At 45.0% G+C, this 23,304-nt stretch carries 17 protein-coding genes; 9 read left to right on the top strand and 8 right to left on the bottom strand.

What is annotated here, in order from left to right; translation table 11 throughout:
* Positions 1-173: 173 nt before the first annotated feature.
* The gene (locus tag BCT11_RS21675; RefSeq protein WP_102389269.1) at positions 174-1,613 is read right to left on the bottom strand and encodes a DUF2867 domain-containing protein; all 1,440 of its coding nucleotides are present in this window, start codon (positions 1,611-1,613) and stop codon (positions 174-176) included.
* A gap of 94 nt (positions 1,614-1,707) precedes the next feature.
* On the opposite strand from BCT11_RS21675, the gene BCT11_RS21670 reads away from it, so the two are divergent.
* The 8 genes from BCT11_RS21670 to fabV all read left to right on the top strand — a co-directional run bounded on the left by BCT11_RS21670 (position 1,708) and on the right by fabV (position 13,754).
* Positions 1,708-3,084, top strand: a complete 1,377-nt coding sequence (locus BCT11_RS21670; RefSeq protein WP_102389268.1) for an MATE family efflux transporter — start codon at positions 1,708-1,710, stop codon at positions 3,082-3,084.
* Between the two features lie 129 nt (positions 3,085-3,213).
* A complete protein-coding gene (locus BCT11_RS21665) occupies positions 3,214-3,885 on the top strand; it encodes an ABC transporter ATP-binding protein (RefSeq protein ID WP_038874609.1) in 672 nt (223 codons plus the stop codon).
* Complete coding sequence (locus BCT11_RS21660) at positions 3,866-6,319, top strand: ABC transporter permease (protein ID WP_039977378.1); 2,454 nt, start codon at positions 3,866-3,868, stop codon at positions 6,317-6,319. The genes BCT11_RS21665 and BCT11_RS21660 overlap by 20 nt, the downstream gene beginning before the upstream one ends.
* Before the next feature lie 8 nt (positions 6,320-6,327).
* Complete coding sequence (locus BCT11_RS21655; protein WP_038868755.1) at positions 6,328-7,443, top strand: lipocalin-like domain-containing protein; 1,116 nt, start codon at positions 6,328-6,330, stop codon at positions 7,441-7,443.
* A 330-nt stretch (positions 7,444-7,773) separates the two neighbouring features.
* Complete coding sequence (gene nhaA, locus BCT11_RS21650) at positions 7,774-8,943, top strand: Na+/H+ antiporter NhaA (protein WP_038868717.1); 1,170 nt, start codon at positions 7,774-7,776, stop codon at positions 8,941-8,943.
* Positions 8,944-9,389: 446 nt separating this feature from the next.
* Positions 9,390-10,016 (top strand): TetR/AcrR family transcriptional regulator, encoded by a 627-nt coding sequence (locus tag BCT11_RS21645; protein ID WP_038868716.1) that lies wholly within the window; start codon positions 9,390-9,392, stop codon positions 10,014-10,016.
* A gap of 69 nt (positions 10,017-10,085) precedes the next feature.
* On the top strand, positions 10,086-12,371 hold the full coding sequence (locus tag BCT11_RS21640; RefSeq protein ID WP_102389267.1) for an acyl-CoA dehydrogenase: 2,286 nt from the start codon (positions 10,086-10,088) through the stop codon (positions 12,369-12,371).
* A gap of 180 nt (positions 12,372-12,551) precedes the next feature.
* On the top strand, positions 12,552-13,754 hold the full coding sequence (gene fabV / locus BCT11_RS21635) for an enoyl-ACP reductase FabV (RefSeq protein WP_061034875.1): 1,203 nt from the start codon (positions 12,552-12,554) through the stop codon (positions 13,752-13,754).
* Between the two features lie 104 nt (positions 13,755-13,858).
* Here fabV and BCT11_RS21630 read toward each other — a convergent pair whose 3' ends face one another.
* Positions 13,859-15,541, bottom strand: a complete 1,683-nt coding sequence (locus BCT11_RS21630) for an aspartate:alanine antiporter (RefSeq protein WP_038868712.1) — start codon at positions 15,539-15,541, stop codon at positions 13,859-13,861.
* Between the two features lie 181 nt (positions 15,542-15,722).
* On the bottom strand, positions 15,723-15,989 hold the full coding sequence (locus BCT11_RS21625) for a GrxA family glutaredoxin (protein ID WP_005428550.1): 267 nt from the start codon (positions 15,987-15,989) through the stop codon (positions 15,723-15,725).
* A gap of 359 nt (positions 15,990-16,348) precedes the next feature.
* On the opposite strand from BCT11_RS21625, the gene BCT11_RS21620 reads away from it, so the two are divergent.
* Positions 16,349-17,587 (top strand): iron-containing alcohol dehydrogenase, encoded by a 1,239-nt coding sequence (locus tag BCT11_RS21620; protein WP_102389266.1) that lies wholly within the window; start codon positions 16,349-16,351, stop codon positions 17,585-17,587.
* Positions 17,588-17,654: 67 nt separating this feature from the next.
* On the opposite strand, the gene BCT11_RS21615 is transcribed toward BCT11_RS21620, so the two are convergent.
* From BCT11_RS21615 to BCT11_RS21595, 5 genes are all read right to left on the bottom strand, one after another.
* On the bottom strand, positions 17,655-18,509 hold the full coding sequence (locus tag BCT11_RS21615; RefSeq protein WP_038868710.1) for a MurR/RpiR family transcriptional regulator: 855 nt from the start codon (positions 18,507-18,509) through the stop codon (positions 17,655-17,657).
* 310 nt (positions 18,510-18,819) lie between these two features.
* Positions 18,820-20,466 (bottom strand): pyridoxal-dependent aspartate 1-decarboxylase PanP, encoded by a 1,647-nt coding sequence (gene panP, locus BCT11_RS21610; protein ID WP_102389265.1) that lies wholly within the window; start codon positions 20,464-20,466, stop codon positions 18,820-18,822.
* A 121-nt stretch (positions 20,467-20,587) separates the two neighbouring features.
* Complete coding sequence (locus tag BCT11_RS21605) at positions 20,588-21,100, bottom strand: hypothetical protein (protein WP_005442243.1); 513 nt, start codon at positions 21,098-21,100, stop codon at positions 20,588-20,590.
* A 208-nt stretch (positions 21,101-21,308) separates the two neighbouring features.
* The gene (locus BCT11_RS21600; RefSeq protein WP_102389264.1) at positions 21,309-22,214 is read right to left on the bottom strand and encodes a lysine exporter LysO family protein; all 906 of its coding nucleotides are present in this window, start codon (positions 22,212-22,214) and stop codon (positions 21,309-21,311) included.
* Positions 22,215-22,321: 107 nt separating this feature from the next.
* Positions 22,322-23,242 (bottom strand): HDOD domain-containing protein, encoded by a 921-nt coding sequence (locus tag BCT11_RS21595; RefSeq protein ID WP_038874621.1) that lies wholly within the window; start codon positions 23,240-23,242, stop codon positions 22,322-22,324.
* Positions 23,243-23,304 lie beyond the last annotated feature (62 nt).

Raw genomic sequence — 23,304 nt, 5'->3', positions numbered from 1 at the left:
AACAAAGCCGGTCTAAAAAGGTATGAGCTAAGAATAATATGGAGATTGTACTGAAATAAATTCAATTAAATTTACAGAGTGTTAATCAATATAGAACCTTTTCAATAGCACTCTCAAATAGCCTTTATCTGCTTTGTTTGAAAGTGCTATGAGAGGCCAAGCGCAATGGGGCGTTACTCCCGCTCTAGATGCTCTGCTTCTTTGGCGATCGCTTTTACCATACCTTTGAAGATGAATAGGTGTGCTGGCATCATCGCAAACCAGTAAAGCAAACCAGGGAAGCCTTGCGGGTGCCACCATGCGGTGATATCGAATTCGCGCTCTTCGCCATCGTCTTTGATTGTAATTTCTAAACGACCAAGTCCGGGACCTTTCATACCGAAAAACAGTGAGAGGAACTGGTTCTCTTCGCAGCGAATGACCTTCCATGAATCAATGAAATCACCTACTTTGAGCTCTGGCCCCGGTGGTGAAACTCGAATGGGTTTTCCTCCACCAAAGAAGATATCAAGCCACTCTCGGGTGCGCCAAAGGATGTTGGCAAAGTAATAGCCTTTTTCAGGGCTCCCGATCTTTTGTGCGACTTTCCAAAGTGATTCTGCAGAAGCTTTTGTCTTAATGCTTGCTCCTGCTTGTTTTGGATAATAGCCGTAGCCTGGTTGCCAACGTTTGAGAGCTGCTGGTTCAAACCCCCATACGTTACTACGCACAAAAGTTCCCTCCGTAGCGATGGTGTCCGCTACGGACTGTTCATAGCTGATTAACTCTTGTGGAAATCGCTCGTGAATGGCTTTGGTATTGGCAATGTAATCGTGCTCTAAACCAGCAAGCAGCGCTTTACCAATACTTGTGGGAACTGACGTCACAATGGCTAACCAATACGATGCCATTTTGGGTGTTAGCAGTGGCGTTGACCACAGTCTGTAAGGTTTCTTCGTTATTTTACAAATGACTTCAAATTGCTCGCGATAACTTAATGTATCCGGCCCACCAACTTCATAGATTTCACTTTCTGTTGGTTTGGTTTCTGCCAGTTCCAGCAAATAGTGATTGAGGTTGGGTAGGGCGATTGGGTTAGCTTTGGAGTCGATCCACTTAGGCGCAATCAGAATCGGCAGGTTATAGACGAAGTCACGCATGATCTCGAATGCCGCAGACCCTGGCCCAATAATCACGCCTGCGCGAAGCTCGGTAACAGGAACACCAGCCTGACGAATGATCTTCCCCGTCGCTTTACGTGCTGCTAAGTGTTGAGAGTTGCCGGTTTGAGGCTGAATCGCACTCAAGTAGATCACGTGTTCTACGCGACTTTTCTCAAGCGCATTTTTAAAGTTCTCTGCGAGGTTTAACTCGTACTCAACAAAGTCGTGACCTTGTGCCATACCATGCACAAGGAAGAACACCAAATCAAAATCATTTACGACTTCAAGCGTCGCTTCTGCGTCTGCGAGGTCTAAATAAGTGAGTGTGAGATTAGGGTGTGGCTGAGTTCGAGATTCTAAATAGTCAATATGACGAGCTGCTGCAGTGACAATGTAACCTTTATCGATCAGTTGTGGAAGAAGTTGAGAGCCTATGTAGCCGGAAGCCCCGAGTACCAACACCTTTTTCATTATGAATCCTTTTATTACTGGTGGATTAGTCACCACTGGGTATAATCATGAGACACTTTTCCCGTTCTATCAATAAGTTGTCGTCGGAGCGAGCATGACTTTTTTCTCACAATTGGTTATTCATGCTGATAAGTCGTTTTTACGTCGACTATTTGCCATCGCATTACCCATAACTTTACAGAGCATGATGTTCTCCAGCCGAAGCTTGGTGGACGTACTGATGCTCGGTCAATTGGGAGAGGCTGAAATTGCTGCGGTCGGTGTTGCAGCAAGAGCGACATTTGTAACGACCATTATGTTACTTGGGGTGACAACGGGTGGAGCATTGCTTACGGCGCAGTATTGGGGGGCAGGTAATAAAGTCGGTGTGCGTCAGAGTACGTCGTTGACTTGGATGATTTCCATGGTATTCGCTGCCCTTACGGTGGTGTTATTCGTTCTGTTCCCAGAACCAATCATGCGCCTGACAACGGATTCGGAAGAGGTGATTCGACTTGGTGCTGATTATCTCGTTATTTCATCGGTTAGTATGTTTGCTGTAGCCTGTGTCGCAAGTATGGCGGTGGGTCTGCGTGCTATGCATCAACCGGGTCTAAGTACGTTTTTTAGCGGCATCGGCATTCTTTCCAACATCTTCCTTAACTGGGTGCTTATTTTTGGCCAATTTGGCTTTCCTGCGATGGGTATTAAAGGGGCTGCCATTGCCACCGTCATCAGTGGTGCTATTGAAGTAACTTGTTTATTCAGTTACCTGTGGTTTAAAAAACACATCATTGCTTTCGGTTTGGATGACATTCGTGCCAGCTTGGTGTTGGATAAAATTACACGTTTCTTGAAGCTCTCTCTTCCGACCACATTTAACTTCCTTGCTTGGGCGGGTGGTTTGTTTGCTTATCATGCGATTATGGGGCAAGCAGGCGTTCAAGGTTTAGCGGCATTGTCAGTAATGACGCCGGTAGAGTCGATTGCTCTAGCTATGATGATTGGTTCATCTAACGCCGCGGCAGTATTGGTTGGAAATCAATTGGGAGCGAAGAACTTTGGCCCTGTTTATTATCAAGCTTGGGCGACGGTGATCCTCAATGTGGCGATTGCTATCGTGGTGGCGATTTTACTTCTGTTTTCTAACCAACTTATTCTCGACGCCTTCAGTGCGTTGACACCAGAAACGCGCCACCTAGCTGAACAGTTTATGGTGATTCTTGCCGTCGGGGTGGTACTTCGTTCTGTTCCTATGATGGCTATTGTTGGTGTGCTTCGTGCGGGTGGGGATGTGAAGTTCTGCTTGTACCAAGATCTGATTGCGCAATGGGTGATTAGCATTCCTCTTGCCGCCTTTGGTGCTATCTACCTAGGCTTTGAACCACAATGGGTTTACTTATTGTTTCTAACCGAGGAAGTGGTTAAGTGGGGGACATGTTTACACCGCATGGCGAGTAAGAAATGGATGAAAAATTTGATCGATGTTTAAGAAGGGTCGCGAGACAAGTTGCATTTGTAGTCTGATAGTGTGATCAACTATTCAAATTACTTCCTACCAACCGGATTTTAGTGTAGATTCTGATTCCAATTTTTAAACACCATTTGAGCGGCAAAATCAATGTTGAAACTGTCAGACCTATGTAAAGGCTATGTAGACGGGGGCGAATTTCATCCTGTACTACAAGGGGCAGAATTAACATTACAACAGGGTGAACAAGTTGCATTAATGGGAGAGAGTGGTTCTGGTAAGAGTACACTCCTTAATTTAATTGCAGGCCTTGATACCGCTGACTCTGGTGAGATCCAATACCCAAGTTTCGCGATGCACAGTGCTCCAGAGCGCTTAAGAACACTTTATCGTCGAAACAACATCGGCAACATCTTTCAGCAATTCAACCTGCTGCCTACTTTGAATATTGCAGATAACATCCGTTTCTGTCGCCAGTTAAAAGGCTTGCCTGAAGACAAAGGTTTATGGCGCCAAATTCTCTCTGCACTCGATCTTATGCCGCTTTTAGGGCGTTATCCAGAAGAGGTATCAGGTGGACAGCAGCAGCGCGCTGCGATTGCTCGTGCGCTGTATATGGAGCCGAAGATCTTACTTGCCGATGAGCCGACTGGTAGCTTAGATGAACGAAATGCTGAAGCGGTAATGCGCTTGTTGACCAGCCTTGCTCGTCAGCTTGAGTGTACGCTGTTGTTGGTGACGCACAGTGAAAAGGTCGCTGAGCACATGGAAGGCCGCATTCGTCTTCAAGGAGGGCAATTGCATGTTATGGCCCGTAGTTAAGGCGCTACTCGGTCATTACCGTCGTTACCCACTTCAAATTATTCTTGTTTGGCTTGGTTTAACCCTCGGAGTATCACTCCTTGTTGGTGTGACTTCAATTAACCAACACGCGAAACAGAGCTACGAAACTGGTGAGAAACTTTTTTCCAACCCTTTGCCTTACCGTATTCGTACTAAACACTCTGCAAACAAAATTCCTCAAGGCTTTTATATCCAGCTTCGTCGTGCTGGTTTTAATCAATGCGCACCATTTGATGTTCTACATTTAGACACCAACACCGATATAAGTTTGATGTTAGTGGGGGTTGACCCTGTTGCATTGCTGCCGCTACAGCAAGGTAAATCGCTTAAAGATCTTCCAATGCTGACGTTAATGAAGCCGCCATATCCAATCTTAGTCAGCCAAGATTTAGCTGCACATATGTCATGGAGTAATGGGGACTTTATTACGCTGAATGATGGCAGTCAGCTCGGACCTTTGAAGGTTGATAGTGACAACTTGCTTTCTGGTACGCGTTTAGTCACGGACATCTCTCTATTAAGAATGCTGCAACGCAGTTCAGGATTGTCTGCGATTGCTTGTGGTGAAATGCCAGAGGAAAAAGTTCTGGCGCTAAAAAACATGCTACCTAATGGCATGACGTTGGTGCGCAATAGCCGAACAGAGTTAGAATCGCTTACTAAAGCATTCCACATGAATTTAACGGCCATGGGAATGTTGTCCTTCCTTGTTGGTTTGTTTATCTTCTATCAAGCAATGTCTCTGTCTTTTATCCAACGTCAACGTTTAGTTGGTATTCTTCGCCAAACGGGCGTGAATGGCATGCAGCTCGCACAGGCATTGATGTTAGAACTGACCATTCTAGTTTTGGTTGCATGGGCTTGTGGTAACTTCTTCGGGTTGATCTTAGCGAATGAACTGATTCCTGCAGTGTCATCCAGCTTAAGTGATTTATACGATGCCAACGTTGGTCTCACCATTGGTTGGTCATGGGAATCGAGTTTATATAGCTTGGCAATGTCGGCGTTGGGCGCTCTGATTTCTTGTTTATGGCCTTTGATTCGTTTGTTGAAATCACAACCCATCCGTCTTTCTTCTCGTTTATCTTTGATGCGCTTTGCTGGACGTGAATTCTCTTGGCAGGCGTTTGCTGCTTGTGCTTTTTGTGTGGCGGCCGTTGCGGTTTATCAAGCTCCAAGAACGCAAGAGTCAGGTTTTGCTATCATCGCGCTAATGTTGATCAGCGTGGCGTTGTTTATGCCATTTTTGATGTGGCATATGTTCCAAAGTTTCTCTTATTCATTACGTTGGGTTCGTGTCCGTTGGTTCTTCGCTGATGCGGCGGCAAGCATGAGTTACCGGGGTGTTGCTACGATGGCCTTTATGCTGGCACTTGCGGCGAACATTGGTGTTGAGACCATGGTAGGCAGTTTCCGTGATACGACCGACAAATGGTTGAGCCAACGTCTTGCTGCAGATATCTACATCTACCCTACGAACAACTCAGCAGCTCGCATGAGTGCTTGGTTAAAAGAACAACCAGAGGTCGATACCGTTTGGTGGCGTTGGGAAAAAGATGTGCCTACGGAACGTGGAGCGCTTCAAGTAGTGAGTACAGGGGCTTCGGAAGGGGAACTCGATTCACTCACAGTAAAACTTGGCGTGCCTAATTATTGGTATCACTTACATCATTCAAAAAGTCTGATGGTCAGTGAGTCTATGGCATTGAAGCTCGACATTCGCCCTGGTGACTATATTGATCTTCAGCCACCGTTAGGCGGAGGGTGGCAAGTTGTTGGGGTGTACTACGACTATGGCAACCCCTACAACCAAGTGATGATGTCGCACCGAAATTGGCTGTATGCTTTTGCGGGCTCAGGTAACGTTGGGCTTGGCGTTTTACTTGAAGACAATGTTAATGGCGAAGGTTTGAAACGTCGCTTAGAAAACGTGTTCCGCTTGTCACAAGACCGAGTCTTCGACAACAACAATATCTATAACCAAGCCATGCGAGTGTTTGACCACACCTTTGCGATCGCGGGCACACTAGGCAACATTACATTGATTATTGCTGTGTTTGGCTTGTTCTTTGCCACCCTTGCTGGCGAGTTTTCACGGCAAAGGCACTTTTCTTTACTTCGTTGTATGGGCGTGTCGGGTAAAGAGCTTGTCCTCCTTGGTGGGTTACAGTTGTTTGCTTTTGGTATGATCTCCGCCATTATTGCCGTTCCGCTCGGATTAGCGTTGGCACATTTGATTGTTGATATCATTATTAAGCAATCTTTTGGCTGGTCTTTAGAGTTGCAAACGATCCCTTGGGAGTATGTTCAGACGATTGCTTGGGCGATGTTTGCCATCATGATCGCGGGGGCATTACCAGTGATCAGAATGATTAAGAGTACTCCGATGAAGTCGTTGAGGGATGCTCTGTGACGAAGAATATGAAGCCGAAAAAGATCTTCTCGATATCAGTGTTGGTGTTTATTGCTTTCATTGCATTAACGGGTGCGACACTGTATTTCACGCATTGGGCCGAAGCGACGGCAACGAAAGAGAGTGACATTAGCGCGGTACTACAAAGAGAAAGCAAAACGATCTTTGAACCAGTGTTGCCAGATGAACATGTCTCGCTTCCTCAGGATTTTCGCTTCCATCCAGATTATCAACATGAATGGTGGAATTACTTTGCCAAATTACAAGATAAGCATGGCAAGGTTTACAACGTTCAATGGAGCTACTTTAGAGTTGCAACAGATGAGCGTGATACCAGAGGTTGGCAAAATCCACAGCTTTTTATCTCCCATATTGTGATTAGCAATGGCTCTAAAGTATGGAAAGAACAAAGAGTGGCGCGTGGTGGCATTGGACAAGCTGGAATGACAAATCGCCCGTTCCGTCTGTGGATAGATAATTGGACGTGGCGAGCGTTAGGTTCTACGCCCTTTCCGGGTAACTTAGAGGTGACAACAGATACCTTTGGTATGGATTTAAATACCACTACTAGCGGCCCGTTCGTCGTGAATGGCGATAAAGGCTTTCAAGTTAAGCACGCGCTCCAATCTGTCGCATCCTTTAGCTTCAGTGCGCCTTTCTTAAATGTAAAAGGCAACCTAACCTTAAATGGTCGGGATATTGAAGTGACAGGGGCTGCGTGGACGCAAAAAGAGTGGGGTAGTGGCCTAATCGGTGAAGGGCAACAAGGCTGGGACTGGTTTGTTTTCAATCTTGATGATGGACGAGCACTTACGGTGAGTCGCTATCGTCATCATGGACAGGTTCCCCATCTGTTTGGCACTTTAGCGACACGTTCCGGTAAGGTGATCAACTTAACTGAGAAAGAATTAACCATGACACCTTTGCAGGTCACTGGCTTATCAAACGGAAGAAGGCTACCGCTGCAATGGATCATTAATGTCCCCGAGCACAACATCAATTTGACGACGAGAATCATAAAATCGGACATGTGGCTTCCGTTTGTGATCCCTTATTGGGAAGGACCGATACTCGCATCGGGTTCCAATGAGGCGTGGGGATTTATGCAACTCACCGGTTACTAAAAAGAACAGAAAGCCACCTCATCAAAGGTGGCTTTTTTGACGTTGAAACACGCAGTTTTCGTCGTAAAACTGCATGTTAATCACGAAAATCAGTCACATATTATACTAAGTTAATAGTAATCTATGTGAATACATAGACTTATAGGGAGATTGTCAGGTCTTGTAAATTTATATGTTCTTGTTGAAAAATACGATGTGTCGTAAAGAATACATCGGAAAAATCGAAGTTTATACTCTGAACAAGCGATTATTCTAAAATTTTCAGCAGCTATACACTCTCATCATTCTTTGTTAATCGTTTATTAAGATAATAAATATAAGGGCGAAATCATGAACGATGTCATTCGTGACTTTTTCAAAATGGAATCCGCTGGTGGTATTCTTCTGGTAATTGCTGCGGCAATTGCGATGACCATTGCTAACACCCCACTTGGCGAAACTTATCAAGCTATGCTGCATACTTATGTATTTGGTATGTCAGTATCCCATTGGATCAACGATGGCCTTATGGCTGTGTTCTTCCTACTCATAGGTCTTGAAGTAAAGCGTGAGCTACTTGAAGGCGCACTAAAATCGAAAGAAACTGCAATCTTCCCGGCAATTGCTGCGGTTGGCGGCATGTTGGCTCCTGCACTTGTTTACGTTGCTTTCAATGCTGGCGACCCTGAAGCGATCTCTGGTTGGGCAATTCCAGCGGCGACAGATATCGCATTTGCGCTTGGTATCATGGCGTTACTAGGTAAACGTGTGCCAATTGCTTTGAAGGTGTTCCTGCTTGCACTTGCAATCATTGACGACCTTGGTGTTGTTGTGATCATCGCGTTGTTCTACACCGGTGACCTATCAACAATGGCCTTGTTAGTTGGTTTTGCGATGACTGGCTTGCTCTTTATGCTGAATGCAAAAGGGGTGACTAAGCTAACACCGTATATGATCGTTGGTGCTATTCTCTGGTTCGCGGTTCTGAAATCTGGTGTCCATGCAACATTGGCAGGTGTGGTGATCGGTTTTGCTATTCCACTGAAAGGTAAGCAGGGTGAACACTCTCCACTAAAACACATGGAGCATGCACTTCACCCATATGTAGCATTCGGTATTCTTCCTCTATTCGCGTTCGCAAACGCAGGTATCTCATTAGAGGGTGTATCGATGTCAGGTCTGACTTCAATGTTGCCATTAGGTATTGCTCTGGGTCTGTTGGTTGGTAAACCTCTGGGTATCTTCACATTCAGTTGGGCGGCAGTGAAACTAGGTATTGCTAAGCTGCCGAAAGGCGTGAACTTTATGCATATCTTTGCGGTGTCAGTGTTGTGTGGTATCGGCTTTACGATGTCTATCTTCATCTCATCATTGGCGTTTGCAAACGTGAGTCCTGAGTTTGACACTTATGCTCGACTAGGCATCTTGATGGGCTCTACCACTGCCGCTGTACTTGGCTATGCGTTACTGCACTTCTCGTTGCCAAAGCAGGCGTCAGAAGAGGTTGCTGAGGAATACTAAAGCGAACCGCTTTTAGAGCAGCAATTTGAAATACGAAAACCTCTCAATTGAGAGGTTTTTTTATATCTTGGATTTACTATTTGCTAGTGCATAGCGGGGAACGACAGACGAAAAAAAGCCCAGAAGAAAATTTATCTGGGCGGATACAAACATAGGAGTTAATAAGAAAAAGCAGCAATGTAACAACCAGAAAGAAACAAGTTTGACGGCCTGAAAAACTTTAAATGCCCTAGTTGTTACAGTAATTCAGACCGAGCTAATTCCATTCAGTTCCATTTTTTTTAGAAGTTTTTTTCACAAAATAATATTCGCTTTAAATTCATTCCTTTACGCCTGCACTTTCTATGTCTGGTCAGACCAATGCTTGAAAATGTGATGTTAATCGTTTGTTAATCTGTCGTTTCGGGAGTATATTTTCAAACAGTTGTTTAATACGAGTGATTGAAATGGCCCCGAGAAGTACAACAAAAGAAAAAATACTCGATGTAGCAGAAGGACTATTTGCAGAATACGGCTTCAATGACACATCACTAAGAACCATTACTGGTAAGGCGAACGTAAACCTTGCTTCGGTAAACTACCATTTTGGCGATAAAAAGACGCTCGTTAGAGCCGTTTTAGACCGCTATTTAGAAGCGTTAATGCCGAGCATTAAAACATCTCTGATAGAGCTAAACACCCGTGACGATTACAACATGGATGAGGTATTCGAATCGTTGCGCTTACCCTTACGGGCGTTAAATGATGTGCGACCAAACGGTACTGCCTTGTTTATGTTGTTGATAGGGCGAGGTTACACCGATGTGCAGGGGCACTTGCGCTGGTTTATCAGCACCAGATATGACGAAGTGCTGAAGTTGTTTATGTTCTCCATAGGCAAAGCAAACCCTGAACTAACAGAAGAACAGCTGTTTTGGCGATTACACTTTACCCTTGGAACTTGTGTTTTCACCATGGCATCTAGTCAAGCGCTAACGGAAATTGCGGAAAGTAAATTCCAAAAAGACGTCGATGCGAAGTCTGTCGTCGACCTACTGATTCCATACCTGTCGGCAGGAATGTCCGCCAAGTAAACCTAATTAAATCAATAAAAAAGAAAAGTGAAAGCCGCGAGCGGTAATGTGAACAAAAGGATCTGAACTATGAGCTCTCTACGAAGAAAATGGATTAGTGACCCAGCATTTAAAATGTTTAAGAAAGTACTGCCACCATTGTCGAGTACGGAAAAAGAGGCAATGGAAGCCGGTAGTGTATGGTGGGATGCCGAGTTGTTTTCTGGCAAGCCTAACTTTACAACGCTTCATCACTACCCAAAACCAGCACTGACGTCTGAAGAACAAGCCTTCATGGACAATGAACTTGAGACGTTACTTGAAATGCTAAACGATCAGCAGATCGTAAAAGATGACCGTGATTTACCACCTGAAGTCTGGGATTTCTTACGTAAAGAGCGTTTCTTCTCCCTGATCATTTCGAAAGAATACGGCGGCCGAGAGTTTTCTGCACTTGCAAACTCAACCATCGTATCTCGTATTGCCACACGAAGCATCAGCGCAGCCGTATCAGTCATGGTGCCAAACTCTCTTGGCCCAGGTGAGCTACTTTCTCACTATGGTACTCAAGAGCAAAAAGACTACTGGCTACCACGTCTCGCTGACGGTACGGATATTCCATGTTTTGCCTTAACCGGCCCTGAAGCTGGCTCAGATGCAGGCGGTATTCCAGACCAAGGCGTAGTTTGTTACGGCACGCACGAGGGTGAAGAAGTTCTTGGTATCCGTGTTAGTTGGAACAAGCGTTATATTACCCTAGCACCTGTTGCGACTGTTCTTGGTCTCGCATTCAAACTCCAAGACCCAGATGGCCTGCTTGGCGACAAGAAAGATGTGGGTATTACCTGTGCATTGATTCCTGCTGATCACGAAGGTGTGGAAATTGGTGAGCGTCACGATCCGCTCGGTTCTGCGTTTATGAACGGTCCAACACGTGGTAACGATGTGTTCATTCCTATGGACTGGCTAATTGGTGGCTCAGAGTACGCGGGTAAAGGTTGGCGTATGTTGGTGGAATGTTTGTCGGCAGGACGTGGTATTTCACTTCCTGCGCTCGGCACCGCGATCGGTCACCTTACCACACGAACCACAGGCGCTTACGCATATGTCCGTAAACAGTTTGGTATGTCCATCGGTAAATTTGAAGGTGTCGCTGAGGCGATGGGACGCATTGGTGGTTTAACTTATCTACTTGAGGCGACACGTACGCTGACGACGACGTCTCTTGATATGAAAGAGAAACCAGGCATCGTGACAGCTATTGCTAAATACCACATGACGGAAATGGCCCGTACTATCCTGAACGATTCTTTCGATATCCATGCGGGACGCGCGATTCAAGATGGTCCAATGAACTACCTAGCGAAACATTATCTAGGCATTCCTGTTGCTATCACCGTCGAAGGTGCAAATATTTTGACTCGCAACCTAATGATTTTCGGTCAAGGTGCGACACGTTGTCATCCATACGTACTGAAAGAGATGGAAGCAGCGGCCAACCCAGATTCGAAAGAAGGTGCGAAAGAGTTTGATGATCTGCTGTTTAAGCACATTAAACATGCCACGGGTAACACCTTTGGCGCACTTGGCGCAGCGCTAACTGGTTCTCGTTTTGTTAAGGCGCACATGAGCGGCCCTACGCAGCAATATTACAAGGACATTACTCGTCTAAGCCGTGCGCTAGCCGTAAGTGCTGACTTTGCGATGCTGACGCTTGGCGGTGATTTAAAACGTAAAGAGATGATCTCTGCTCGTTTGGGTGATGGCCTAAGCTACCTCTATATGGCATCAGCCGTGTTGAAGAAGTACGAAGATGAAGGTCGACAACAGGGTGATCTAAACTTTGTCCATTACGCGGTACAGCACTGCTTATACAATGCGTCTAAGTCACTGAATGAAGCGTACTCAAACTTCCCTGTGAAATACGTAGGTGGTGTCCTTAAAGGCTTGTTATTCCCACTTGGTAATCACTTCAAAGCACCGAGTGATGAACTGTGTGTAGGTCTGGCAGAGGCTATGATGACCCCAGGCGCTCAGCGTGACCGTCTGACGCACCTTTGTTACATCGGTAAAGACGAAGACGACAGTGTGGGTTTGATGGAGCGTGCATTTTTAGCGATGTATGACGTTAAGCCATTAGAGCGCAAACTGATGAAGGCGGCTAAAGATGGCAAAGTTGCACGCAAAGGTCTATTACATGACCGCCTACAGCAAGCGTTTGAAGAGGATGTGTTAACTGAGCAAGAAATAGATCAAATTATGGCGGCGGATAAGCTGCGTTACAAAGCAATTCAAGTTGACCACTTTAGCCATGACTTCTCAGAAGTTCGTACTAATGTGACGACGAAAAAATCGCATTTGAATTCAGCGGCATAACGTCCACACTAAAATGTTCGAAATAAGCACCTCAGCCGAGGTGCTTATTTGTTTCTATCGGTCATAAATGATGCTGTGAGTGCTCCAACCACTTGCATTTTCGCAGCATTTTTACAGAAATTAGGTGCGAAGTAGGGCTGAACCTTTTATCCTAGCAACGTTTTTTAAAGGAAGTTGAATATGATCATCAAACCTAGAATTCGTGGATTTATCTGTACTACTACGCACCCAGTGGGTTGTGAAGCTAACGTAAAAGAACAAATTGCTTACACTAAAGCACAAGGCCCAATTAAAAACGCTCCAAAACGCGTTCTCGTTGTGGGTGCATCAAGTGGCTACGGCCTATCTTCTCGTATCGCTGCGGCATTTGGTGGCGGTGCTTCAACTATCGGTGTTTTCTTCGAAAAAGAAGGCACGGAGAAGAAGCCAGGTACAGCAGGTTTTTACAACTCTGTTGCATTTGAAAAGCTAGCTCGTGAAGAGGGTCTATACGCGAAAAGCCTAAACGGTGACGCGTTCTCAAATGAAGCAAAACAGAAAACAATCGATCTGATCAAAGAAGACCTTGGTCAGGTAGATATGGTGGTTTACTCACTGGCTTCTCCAGTACGTAAAATGCCAGAAACGGGTGAACTGATTCGTTCAGCACTTAAGCCTATCGGTGAAACTTACACGTCGACCGCTGTTGATACCAACAAAGACGTCATCATCGAAGCAAGCGTAGAGCCTGCTACTGAGCAAGAAATCCAAGACACAGTAACCGTAATGGGTGGTGAAGATTGGGAACTATGGATTAATGCACTATCAGACGCTGGCGTGCTAGCAGATGGCTGTAAAACAGTCGCATACAGCTACATCGGTACTGAGCTAACTTGGCCGATCTACTGGGATGGCGCTCTAGGTAAAGCGAAAATGGACCTAGATCGTGCATCAGCAGCACTGAACGAGAAACTGTCTGCAACTGGCGGTAGCGCAAACGTAGCGGTACTTAAGTCTGTTGTGACTCAAGCAAGTTCTGCTATTCCTGTAATGCCTCTATATATCGCAATGGTATTCAAGAAAATGCGCGAAGAAGGCGTACATGAAGGTTGTATGGAACAAATCTTCCGTATGTTCAGTCAACGTCTTTACAAAGAGGACGGCAGCGCTGCAGAAGTAGATGAAGTGAACCGCCTACGTCTGGATGATTGGGAACTGCGTGAAGACATCCAACAACACTGTCGTGACCTATGGCCACAGATCACGTCTGAAAACCTAAAAGAGCTAACGGACTACGTTGAGTACAAAGAAGAGTTCTTGAAGCTATTCGGCTTTGGTGTTGACGGTGTGGATTACGAAGCAGACGTGAACCCAGCAGTAGAAACAGATTTCACACAAATCTAATCGTTTCTAGCGGAATTGAAAAAGGCGCTCAATGAGTGCCTTTTTTCTGTCTAGAATCTTTGAATAAGGAGCGCTAACTGATCTGTAACGCTCATTCATTGTGATTAACTCAGAATAATCAGAATGGTACCAGCTAGGGTCATCAAGATATTGGCTATCGCGTACGTACCTGCGTAACCAAGTGCAGGAATTGTCGACTTAGCGTATTCGTTTACTACGTCCATTGCTGGAGCACACGTACGAGCTCCGATAATAGCACCAAAGAGTAGGGCACGGTTCATCTTAAGCACGTAAGCGCCAACTAGATATGCAAGAACAACCGGCACTACGCTTACAATAAATGCTAAACCAATGATCTGTGGACCAACTTGAGTTAAGTGTTCGAACATCTTGCCACCAGCACTTAAGCCTATTCCGACCATAAAGAACATCAAACCTAAATCTTTGACCATATTTAACGCCCCTTGCGGAACATAACCGAAAGTAGGGTGGTTTGCTCGTAGGAAGCCCAGCGTGATGCCTGAAAGTAATAGGCCGACTGCATTACCTAAGCTGAATGACACTTGACCAAACGTCATGGTCACCAAGCCAAACATAATGCCCAGAATAAAGAAGCTACAAAACGCGAGCAAATCTGCCATTTGGCTGTGGATCGAGATGAAACCGATTTTCTCAGCGAGACCATGTACACGGCTCTTTTCACCACTCACCTGAAGGACATCACCTTTAGCGAGAACAATGTCTAAATCCATCGGCATTTCAATTTGAGCACGCACTACGCGGTTTAAGAAACAGCCGAATTCAGATAGGTTCAAATCAGACAAGCGTTTGCCTGCAATGGCATCGCTCTTAACCACGATCTCTTCTTCGACTATTCGAAGGTCAAGCAGGTTTCGGTCGAATACTTCTTTACCGTTGCGGAAGCTAGGGTCAAGACGCGCATGGCTGTCTGGGAAGCCTACTAGTGCGATTTCGTCACCTTCTTGCAGGATTGCATCACCGTCTGGGTGGGCAAGAATGCCGTTACGACGAATACGTTCTATGTAACAACCCGTCTGGCGGTAAATGCCCAACTCACGAAGGTTCTTACCATCTGTCCAGTCAATCAGCTCAGGGCCAACACGGTACGCACGGATAATGGGTAAATACACCTTTCTTTGACTAGAACTCCCTAAGCCGCGTTCTTGTGCGATTTGTTGAGCTGAGTCGGATAGGTTTTGTTTTTGCAATTTAGGCAGCAGTTTGGCAAACATGATCATGCTGATCAAACCGACCAGATAAGCCATGGCATAACCAACCGATAGATTTTCTAATACGAGAGAAAAATCCATGTTCCGCGGAATGGTAGCAAGACCAGAGTTTAATGCATCTTGTGCACCTACCAGAACAGGCGTTGCGGTAAGGGCACCCGCCATCATACCGGCAGATAAGCCAAAATCTAGGCCCATATAATGGCTACAGAAATAAGTTAAGCCGACAGCCGAGACCAACACGGTCATGCTCAAAATGAAGTAATGCTTACCATCTCGGAAGAAGATACCGAAGAAGTTAGGCCCAGCTTCGATACCTACACAGTAGATAAACAGCATAAAGCCAATCGTTAGCGCTTCTGCGTTAAATGAGAAGCCGAGGTGTCCCATGATAAGCGAGGTAATGAGCACGCCAATAGAGTTGCCTAACTGCAGCTTTCCAAAGCGAATTTTGCCAATGGCAAGACCAATTGCTAATACGACGAAGATTAGAAGAATGGGGTTTTGTTCAAGAAGATGTACGACGTCTATGTTCACTGTGTGGCTCGGTAAAGTGTGTGCCAAAGAAAAAGATTAAGAATTGCGAATTGTAACTAAATATAGCAAAAAGATAAGTGAATTTTTTTAGGTTTTACTATTACTTGACGTAGGGGAGTAACAATTTGAATACATAATAAAAAAGCCGCTAAGCGGCTTTTTAAAAATTCAGTTATTCGAATTACTCGTCGAATAGACCTAGGTGCTCTTTTGCGTAAGCTTCAAAGTCATCACAACCACCGATGTGCGTTTGGTCGATGAAGATTTGAGGAACAGTTTCTACTGGCTTACCAACTGTTTTCTCTAGGTCAGCTTTAGAAATACCTTCAGCGTGGATGTCTACGTAACGGTAGTTGAAATCATCACGTTTTGCCTTAAGTGTTTCAGCGTGCTCTTTAGCACGTACACAGAAAGGACATGCAGGGCGACCAAAGATAACTACGAACATAATCTTATTTCTCCTAAATCTATTCTTATTGAAAGCGAACGAAAACGTCAATGCTGCGATTCGCTCTCGTATGTTGAGACAACTATGCCCGATCCAGAACCGGAAATAAAGCAGCAAATGCCTCTTGTTTCGATAGGCGAAATCTATCGTATAAAAACTAAACACGCACTAAGCTTAAAGCCAAGAAAAGTCACTTTTAGAACAAAAGTTAATCGATCTTTGGGCTTAGCAAACTCTGTGAAGTGACGCATAAAAACACACATTTTGAAGGGTTAATGGCGGCAAGGTGCACTCGGTCAACTTTTTTTTGCGCAAAGCATAGCAATCTAGTCTGAGTTGTTGTTTTGGGGAGGAAGTGTATGTTTCAGTTTATGACTGCAACAAGGATTATCTTCGGCGAAGGGGCGCTTCAATCTTCGTTGTCTGTAATCAATCAATTTGGCTACAGCGTATTACTGGTGACAGGTAAAGACACGCAACGTGCCACACCGATCATTAATTATCTTAAAGCGCAGAATATGCGTTATCAGCATGTCGCTATAAATGGTGAGCCTAATATCACCATGGTGGAAGAAACTGCCATTCTAGGACGAAAGTTTCAGCCGGATATAGTCGTTGCCATTGGGGGAGGCAGCGTGATTGATATGGGGAAAGCGCTCGCTGCTATTATCCCAAATCAAGGGGATGTGTATGACTACGTTGAAGTTGTTGGTCGAAACGTCCCACTAAAAACCAACCCGATTCATTTTATTGCTATCCCTACCACGGCAAGCACAGGTTCCGAAGTGACTCGTAACGCAGTGCTCAAATCTGGGCAAGACCAAGTCAAGGTTAGTTTACGCAGTCCGGAGATGTTAGCGGATGTCGCTATTGTGGATCCCACCTTAACTTATGGTACGGATCAATACACATCTGGAAGGGGAGCGATGGATGTTTTCACTCATTTGATGGAAGCGTATGTCTGCGGTGACCCTAACCCTTTAACTGACATGGTGTGCGAAGAGGGGCTCAGACGGCTAAGCCGCTCTGTCATAGCTGGTTGTAAGCAAGATAATCATAAGGCGAGATCAGATTTGTCTTTCGCAGCCTTGTTGGGAGGTATGGCGATCACTAATGCTAAACTAGGTGCTGCGCATGGTTTAGCTTCGGCATTAGGTGGAAAGTTAGATGCCCCCCATAGTGTGATTACTGCAAGGTTGGCGCCGCACGTAATGCAAGAGAACATAAAGGCAGCAAAGCAAGCGGGCAGAGCGGATGTGATCAGTCGCTATAGGAGGTTGGCACAACTTGTCACGGATAGAACGAATGCTAATGAACATGACGGTGTGCTATGGGTGAAAATGGTGCTCGATAAACTTGAGTTGCCTCATCTTGGTAAGTTTGGAGTTTGCCAAACCTCTTTTGAACAAGTGGCCGATGACGCCCTCATGTCCGTTGCTATTAAAGGAAATCCTCTTCCGCTCAATCAAGACCGATTAGTCTATATCTTACGTCAAGTGTGCGATTGTAGCGGGGAATGCATGGAAGAAAGCAAGCTTCATGCTAGTTCAGTTGAAATTCTTGAATCACACTCAGATCTCTCTAGTGTCAACGATTGACTGAGATAGCGAATGCGGTTATCTGTACAAAAAAAGGGGAGCAATTAAGCTCCCCTTCGTATCTCTATTAGTACTGACTTAGCTTGTCGTAACGGCTATCTTTTAGCGCGTCTTTTACTCGCTTTAGGTTCTCACGGAACCCAGTACCACGACGAAGCGTAAAGCCCGTTGCAAGTACATCAATGACGGTCATTTGAACTACACGACTGGCCATAGGCATGTATACGTCAGTGTCTTCCGGTACATCTAATGTAATCGCCAGTGAGCTTGCTTTCTCTAGTGGCGAATCTTTGGCTGTAATTGCAATAACAGTTGCGCCGTTCTCACGAGCTAGATTCGCAATCTCAACTTGGCTCTTGGTTCGTCCGGTATGAGAAATCAACACAATTACGTCGTTGTCACTGCAGTTAATGCAGCTCATACGTTGCATTACAATGTCTTCGAAGCAAGTAATTGGGATGTTAAAGCGAATAAATTTGTTTTGTGCATCCCGCGCAACCGCAGAAGAAGCGCCAAGACCAAAGAATGAGATACGCTTTGCCTGAGTAAGAAGATCCACGGCACGATTCACTTGCATCGCGTCAAGGCTATTCTTCGCTACATCCAAACACGCCATTGTCGATTCAAAAATCTTGTGGGTGTAGGCATCAGGACCGTCGTCTTCTTCAACATTACGGTTTACATAAGGCGTACCATTGGCAAGGCTTTGCGCAAGGTGCAATTTAAAGTCTGGGAAACCTTTGGTATCCAGACGTCGACAGAAACGGTTAACAGTTGGCTCACTCACGTCAGCCATTTTCGCCAACGTTGCAATGCTTGAATGAATTGCAGTTTGTGGAGACGCCATAATTACTTCCGCAACTTTGCGCTCTGACTTACTGAAATTCTCCAGGTTTTTTTGAATTTTTTCTAATGTATTCATAGTGTTCACGAGGGTATAGAGAACAACTCGCTGGCTCTGTTAACGGGTAGAAACACAAAGTTTCTCGGTCGAGAGGGGCGTTAACGAAAACGACCAGCGCCATAAATTCAGTATAAACCCGATCCTTTATCTGGCTAAAACAAATACGGTTACTATTTCGTGAGAATTTGACAAGCCTCAAACAAAATGTTGTAAAAACTACAGAATTGGATGTGGGATCGAAGGTATGTTGCTCTAGTGGCACAATAATGATGTTTGAGTTACACCAAAAAGAAAGAAATTTTCAATTTGATGTAACTCACATTGGCGCTTAAGAATTGAGAATGTCTTCGACAGTTTCTTCAATCTTAGCCATCAAGCTTGGTGCTTGTTGAGCAATTTCACGTTGCTCATCTAGAACAGCATTCAATATGTCGTTCGTAGTTAAAGGGTTCGCCAGCACAACACGAAATACGATGGTATTCATACGTTGCCATTGGTCTGGATTCAGCCTAGTACGAGAGACAAAGGATTTACCAGTTTCGCGTTGTCGCTTCTGAATAAATTGAGTGAGCTGGTTGATCAGTTCGTTCAATTTTTCTTTTTGCGTGCCCTGTGCCTTTTCCAGTGCTGCTCGTAGGTGAGTTGGTAAATAGCGATAGGTCAGTAAACAAAGTTCAGGCTCAGAGACCAGTTCAAAATCTTCTTGTTGCTTGATAAGATCGGCGAAATAGCGCGCTTTTGCAATACTCTGATCGATAAGCAGTTCGTAACCTGGGCGGCTAATGATGTGCATGGCTGCGTAAACTAGCATCGCCATTCCAGAACGAGAGCCTTCAAGCGTATGGCTGCCAAGATCTTTCGATCCTTTGCGCAGTATGTACTGTGCGTGATGCTCGATGGATTTCATTGCGTCAGGATCTTTAAACAGAACCATGCCTGCACCCATAGGAATGTACAGTTGTTTGTGCGCGTCAATCGTGACTGAATCAGCAAGCTCAACGCCACCGAGTAGATGACGATGATTGTTCGACATTAGTGTCGCACCACCCCAAGCTGCATCCACGTGGAAGTGGCAATTATGCTGTGCACAAACTTCGGCAATTTGGGCTAGGGGGTCTACGCTACCCGTTTCGGTCGTACCTGCAACACCAACAACAGCGATCGGCTTAATGTTTTGTGCTTCAAGCTCCGTGATTTTTGCCTTGAGGTCATCGACAACAATACGGTTGTTGGCATCTGTCTTGACGGCAACTAAGCCATCTTGGCCTAAACCAAGGACATCGGCGGCTTTCTTAAGTGAATAGTGGCCACGCTCTGATACCAAGATCGCAAGACCTTCGTAGCCATAGTGCTTCATCGCTTTGAAAAGGCCTTCCTTTTCTACACCTTTGAATGCACCATCTGCTTTCAATGCTTTGTTGCGAGCAACCCAAAGCGCAGTAATGTTGGCAATGGTACCGCCAGAACAAAATGCACCTAGAGAATGTTTGGCGCTGTGCATCCACTTACGGTAGAACTTTTCGTCCTGACTGTAGATAAGGCTGTGTAGCATGCCTAGCACTTGACGCTCTAGTGGAGTGAAAGCTTTTGAGGTCTCAATCTTCACCAAGTTTTGGTTTAAGGCAATCATGATTTTCGACAGCGGCATTAAAAAATACGGCAGGGCAGAAGTCATGTGACCAATAAAGCTTGGTGCAGAGGTGTGAACCGAGTGAGATACTAAGGTATCTAATAGGTGCTCGGTATGGTCTGATACAAACTCAGGTTGCTCAGGAATCTGAGCAGAAGAAAAGTCTTTCTCGATTTCACGTAAAGGCTTTTCTTCTGCCACGATGTGTTCACGAAGGAATTGATTTAAGTTTTGGGAAAGACTTTCATCAATTTTCGTCAACGTGGAATCTGGACCTTCAGGAATCGTGAAGATCTTTAACAAGCTCTCGAAGCTAACGTCAGCGGTTTTTTGTTCCTTAACCATAGCAAAGAATCTTTGTAGTTATTTTGGTAATGCGAGCGGCACAATCTAAACCAAAACGGGCGCAAAGTCCCGTTTTAATTATTGAAACCCATGTTGCTGAAATGAAACTTTAGGCGGGGTCTTACTCACACTTCTGCTTTTCAATCTTAGCAATTGATTGGTTATACTTGTTAAGCGCAGAATCGATCTGTTTTGGATGGCTTAGCAAGTCAGCAAACGCTGAGCGTAGGTCGTAGTTCTTTGGATGGTTAGCAGATTGACGATCGCTGAAGGTTTTCTTCGCCGCTTCACCTAGGGCATCACTGCGTGTCGCCAGTTGCTTCACATCGTGTTGTTCTAGCTTCAACCATGCTTCAACCGGTTGCTCTGTTGCTACTCGGCTTGGATCGTTTTCTAGAAAATAATGTACTGCTTCACGGTTGAGTTCGAAGTGGTGCTTACGGCCTTCTAAGAACCATTGGCTAACTTCGTTTAAGTCAGGGTATTGAGTCACGGTTAGGTCTACGAGATCTTGATACCACTGTAGGGAAGCATCAATGTAGCCATCGTATTTAGTTGCAAGACATTGCTGATCAGCAGCAAAAGTAAAAGTTGAGCTTGTAGCGAGGAGCGCCGCAACGACAAAGCGTTTCATTATTATTCCTTTTGGTTGTATTCCCTTTGTAACCCCAATAGACATATGCCTTGCCTGTCACTGATTACCGATCCAAGAGTTAAAAATTAAAGGGCTCGATAACAAAGCGGTGAACCAGAAAATTCTCTTCGAATTGAGCATTTTGAGGTTACTTGGGTATTTGAATTTTTGCCGTATTGTAATGGATGTTAATGAATATTCCTGAGATCTAGCTAGCAAGAGACACAAAGAAAAGCATCATAACTGGCACTAATAAGCTCAAGATAAAGCCACTTACAATGGCAACAGGTACACATCGAACACCGCCCGTGGTTTGAATGACGGGTAGGGTAAAGTCCATCGCCGTCGCGCCGGCGTAGCCAATTGCTGTAGATGGATAACTGCGAATAAGTAGTGGAATGGCAATCAACGCGACCAATTCACGCATCAGCTCAATTAAGAAAGAAGCGCCGCCAAAGATAGGCCCAAAGGCGTCACCCATCAAAATGCCAGCCAGTGAATACCAGCCAAAACCAGAAGACATCGCCAAAGCTTGATAAAGAGGAAGATCCAAAATCATTGCAGCAATTACGCCGCCAAGCATACACGTTGCAATGATCACTGTCGCAATCGCCATACCTTGCTTGTTGAGTAGGATTTGTCTAAGCGTCAAACCACTATTGCGTAGTTGAATGCCGATAAAGAAAAGCAAAAGGAATAAAATCCACTCGCTCGCTGTGTCCACCCAAGACAAACCAATAGGAAGAAACAAGCCAGCAACTAGGCCACCACCCACAACAACGACAAGTTTGATTGACTCTAAAGCCATGGACGAAAGAGGAATTTTCTTTTGATTCTGATCGGTTTGCAAAGGAAGCAGCTTATCGACCAAAGGTAAAGCGAGTAGGTTGCATACGCTCAGGCAGGCGAAAAATGTGCCAGCGTAAAGAAGAATAGTTTGTAAATTACTACCAAGGTTGTCCAATGCCGCAAGGCTCAAACCCATCAAAGAAAGAATGACGTAAATGAGGTATGAGGTCGACTTGTTGATTTTCTCCAACATCGAAGCTCGAGAAATTGGAATTAAATAGCCCACCACCAATGGGGCGAAGATAAATAGCATCCCTGAGAACATAAAACTCAATGATTCCTTTATGAGGTAAGCAGAATAACTTAGCCACGTATAAACGAATCAAAACACTATTTGAGCTTTAACGTGGCTGGATTTGATGTATCGGGAGATTAAAGGCCGCTGGCACTGAGAACTTCTTTAATTTCACTTTGGAAGTCAGTATCACTCATATTGCTGAGTTCATACAAGACTTCTGCACCAGTTAAATTAAATTCTACTTCGTGTTCTTCAATTCGCTCATCCTGATTACGGAACATCAGTAAATGGTTTGCAATGCGGGCGATATCCAGATAGCTCACTTCTGGACGGGAAGTTTGATATTTTTCGTTTGAAGACACTTCACGGAAATCGTTGTCGAAGCCCCATTTCTCAAGCACGAGTTTACTGGTTGCAGAGCAGCGAGTTTGGAATATTTGCAAAGCAATATCAGAATCGAGGTAATTCCCTCTATCAAGATACAGGTGGTATTCATTGATAAGGCAGAACAAACCGATATCTGCAAGTAAGCCAACAAGTAAGGCTTTCTCTTGCTCGAGATGCCCATAGGTAGCGGGCTCATGTTTTTTAAACTCTTGAACCACCAATACCATTGCTGCACCAAGCTCACGGGAGACCGCTGCGCTCTTTACTAAGATGGCATTGCATTCTTTGGTTAAGTTCACCGAGTGCTTTAATTGTTCAATAGCTTGTGCGGTAACGATATCTCTTACCCTCAGGATACCTAAGCGTGAAACCGCGGTCGTGAGATCATTACAGGTGATATTGCGGCGGTTAAAGATAACAGAGTTAGCGACACGAACAACGACAGCAGCAAGCCCCGGATCTTCGAGTAGGGCATTAGCAATGTCGGCAATCGTTGTATGTTCTTCAGTACAAAGCTGCTGAATTTTAAGTACGACATCAGGGATTGGAGGAAGGGATATTTTACCGGTAGAAATGGATTGTTCTACCAGTTGAGCGAACTCAGATTCCAATGCTTTTATAAGCTTATCTTTATTATTTGGTAGCCAAAAAAATGATAGATGTTCCATTACGACGCTGTGCTAGAGAGCTTTCGTACAGTGTACCCTCACAGTATGTTAGTAATCAATTA

Source organism: Vibrio sp. 10N.222.52.B12, from assembly GCF_002875385.1.
Classification (GTDB): Bacteria; Pseudomonadota; Gammaproteobacteria; order Enterobacterales; family Vibrionaceae; genus Vibrio; species Vibrio jasicida.
This window is presented reverse-complemented; position numbering and strand designations above follow the sequence as displayed.

What these genes read in the sequence shown, in the direction of transcription:
- BCT11_RS21675 (WP_102389269.1), bottom strand. Translation starts at nt 1,613, where the DNA reads ATGAAAAAGGTGTTGGTACTCGGGGCTTCCGGCTACATAGGCTCTCAA.
- BCT11_RS21670 (WP_102389268.1), top strand. Translation starts at nt 1,708, where the DNA reads ATGACTTTTTTCTCACAATTGGTTATTCATGCTGATAAGTCGTTTTTA.
- BCT11_RS21665 (WP_038874609.1), top strand. Translation starts at nt 3,214, where the DNA reads ATGTTGAAACTGTCAGACCTATGTAAAGGCTATGTAGACGGGGGCGAA.
- BCT11_RS21660 (WP_039977378.1), top strand. Translation starts at nt 3,866, where the DNA reads ATGTTATGGCCCGTAGTTAAGGCGCTACTCGGTCATTACCGTCGTTAC.
- BCT11_RS21655 (WP_038868755.1), top strand. Translation starts at nt 6,328, where the DNA reads ATGAAGCCGAAAAAGATCTTCTCGATATCAGTGTTGGTGTTTATTGCT.
- nhaA (WP_038868717.1), top strand. Translation starts at nt 7,774, where the DNA reads ATGAACGATGTCATTCGTGACTTTTTCAAAATGGAATCCGCTGGTGGT.
- BCT11_RS21645 (WP_038868716.1), top strand. Translation starts at nt 9,390, where the DNA reads ATGGCCCCGAGAAGTACAACAAAAGAAAAAATACTCGATGTAGCAGAA.
- BCT11_RS21640 (WP_102389267.1), top strand. Translation starts at nt 10,086, where the DNA reads ATGAGCTCTCTACGAAGAAAATGGATTAGTGACCCAGCATTTAAAATG.
- fabV (WP_061034875.1), top strand. Translation starts at nt 12,552, where the DNA reads ATGATCATCAAACCTAGAATTCGTGGATTTATCTGTACTACTACGCAC.
- BCT11_RS21625 (WP_005428550.1), bottom strand. Translation starts at nt 15,989, where the DNA reads ATGTTCGTAGTTATCTTTGGTCGCCCTGCATGTCCTTTCTGTGTACGT.
- BCT11_RS21620 (WP_102389266.1), top strand. Translation starts at nt 16,349, where the DNA reads ATGTTTCAGTTTATGACTGCAACAAGGATTATCTTCGGCGAAGGGGCG.
- BCT11_RS21615 (WP_038868710.1), bottom strand. Translation starts at nt 18,509, where the DNA reads ATGAATACATTAGAAAAAATTCAAAAAAACCTGGAGAATTTCAGTAAG.
- panP (WP_102389265.1), bottom strand. Translation starts at nt 20,466, where the DNA reads ATGGTTAAGGAACAAAAAACCGCTGACGTTAGCTTCGAGAGCTTGTTA.
- BCT11_RS21605 (WP_005442243.1), bottom strand. Translation starts at nt 21,100, where the DNA reads ATGAAACGCTTTGTCGTTGCGGCGCTCCTCGCTACAAGCTCAACTTTT.
- BCT11_RS21600 (WP_102389264.1), bottom strand. Translation starts at nt 22,214, where the DNA reads ATGTTCTCAGGGATGCTATTTATCTTCGCCCCATTGGTGGTGGGCTAT.
- BCT11_RS21595 (WP_038874621.1), bottom strand. Translation starts at nt 23,242, where the DNA reads ATGGAACATCTATCATTTTTTTGGCTACCAAATAATAAAGATAAGCTT.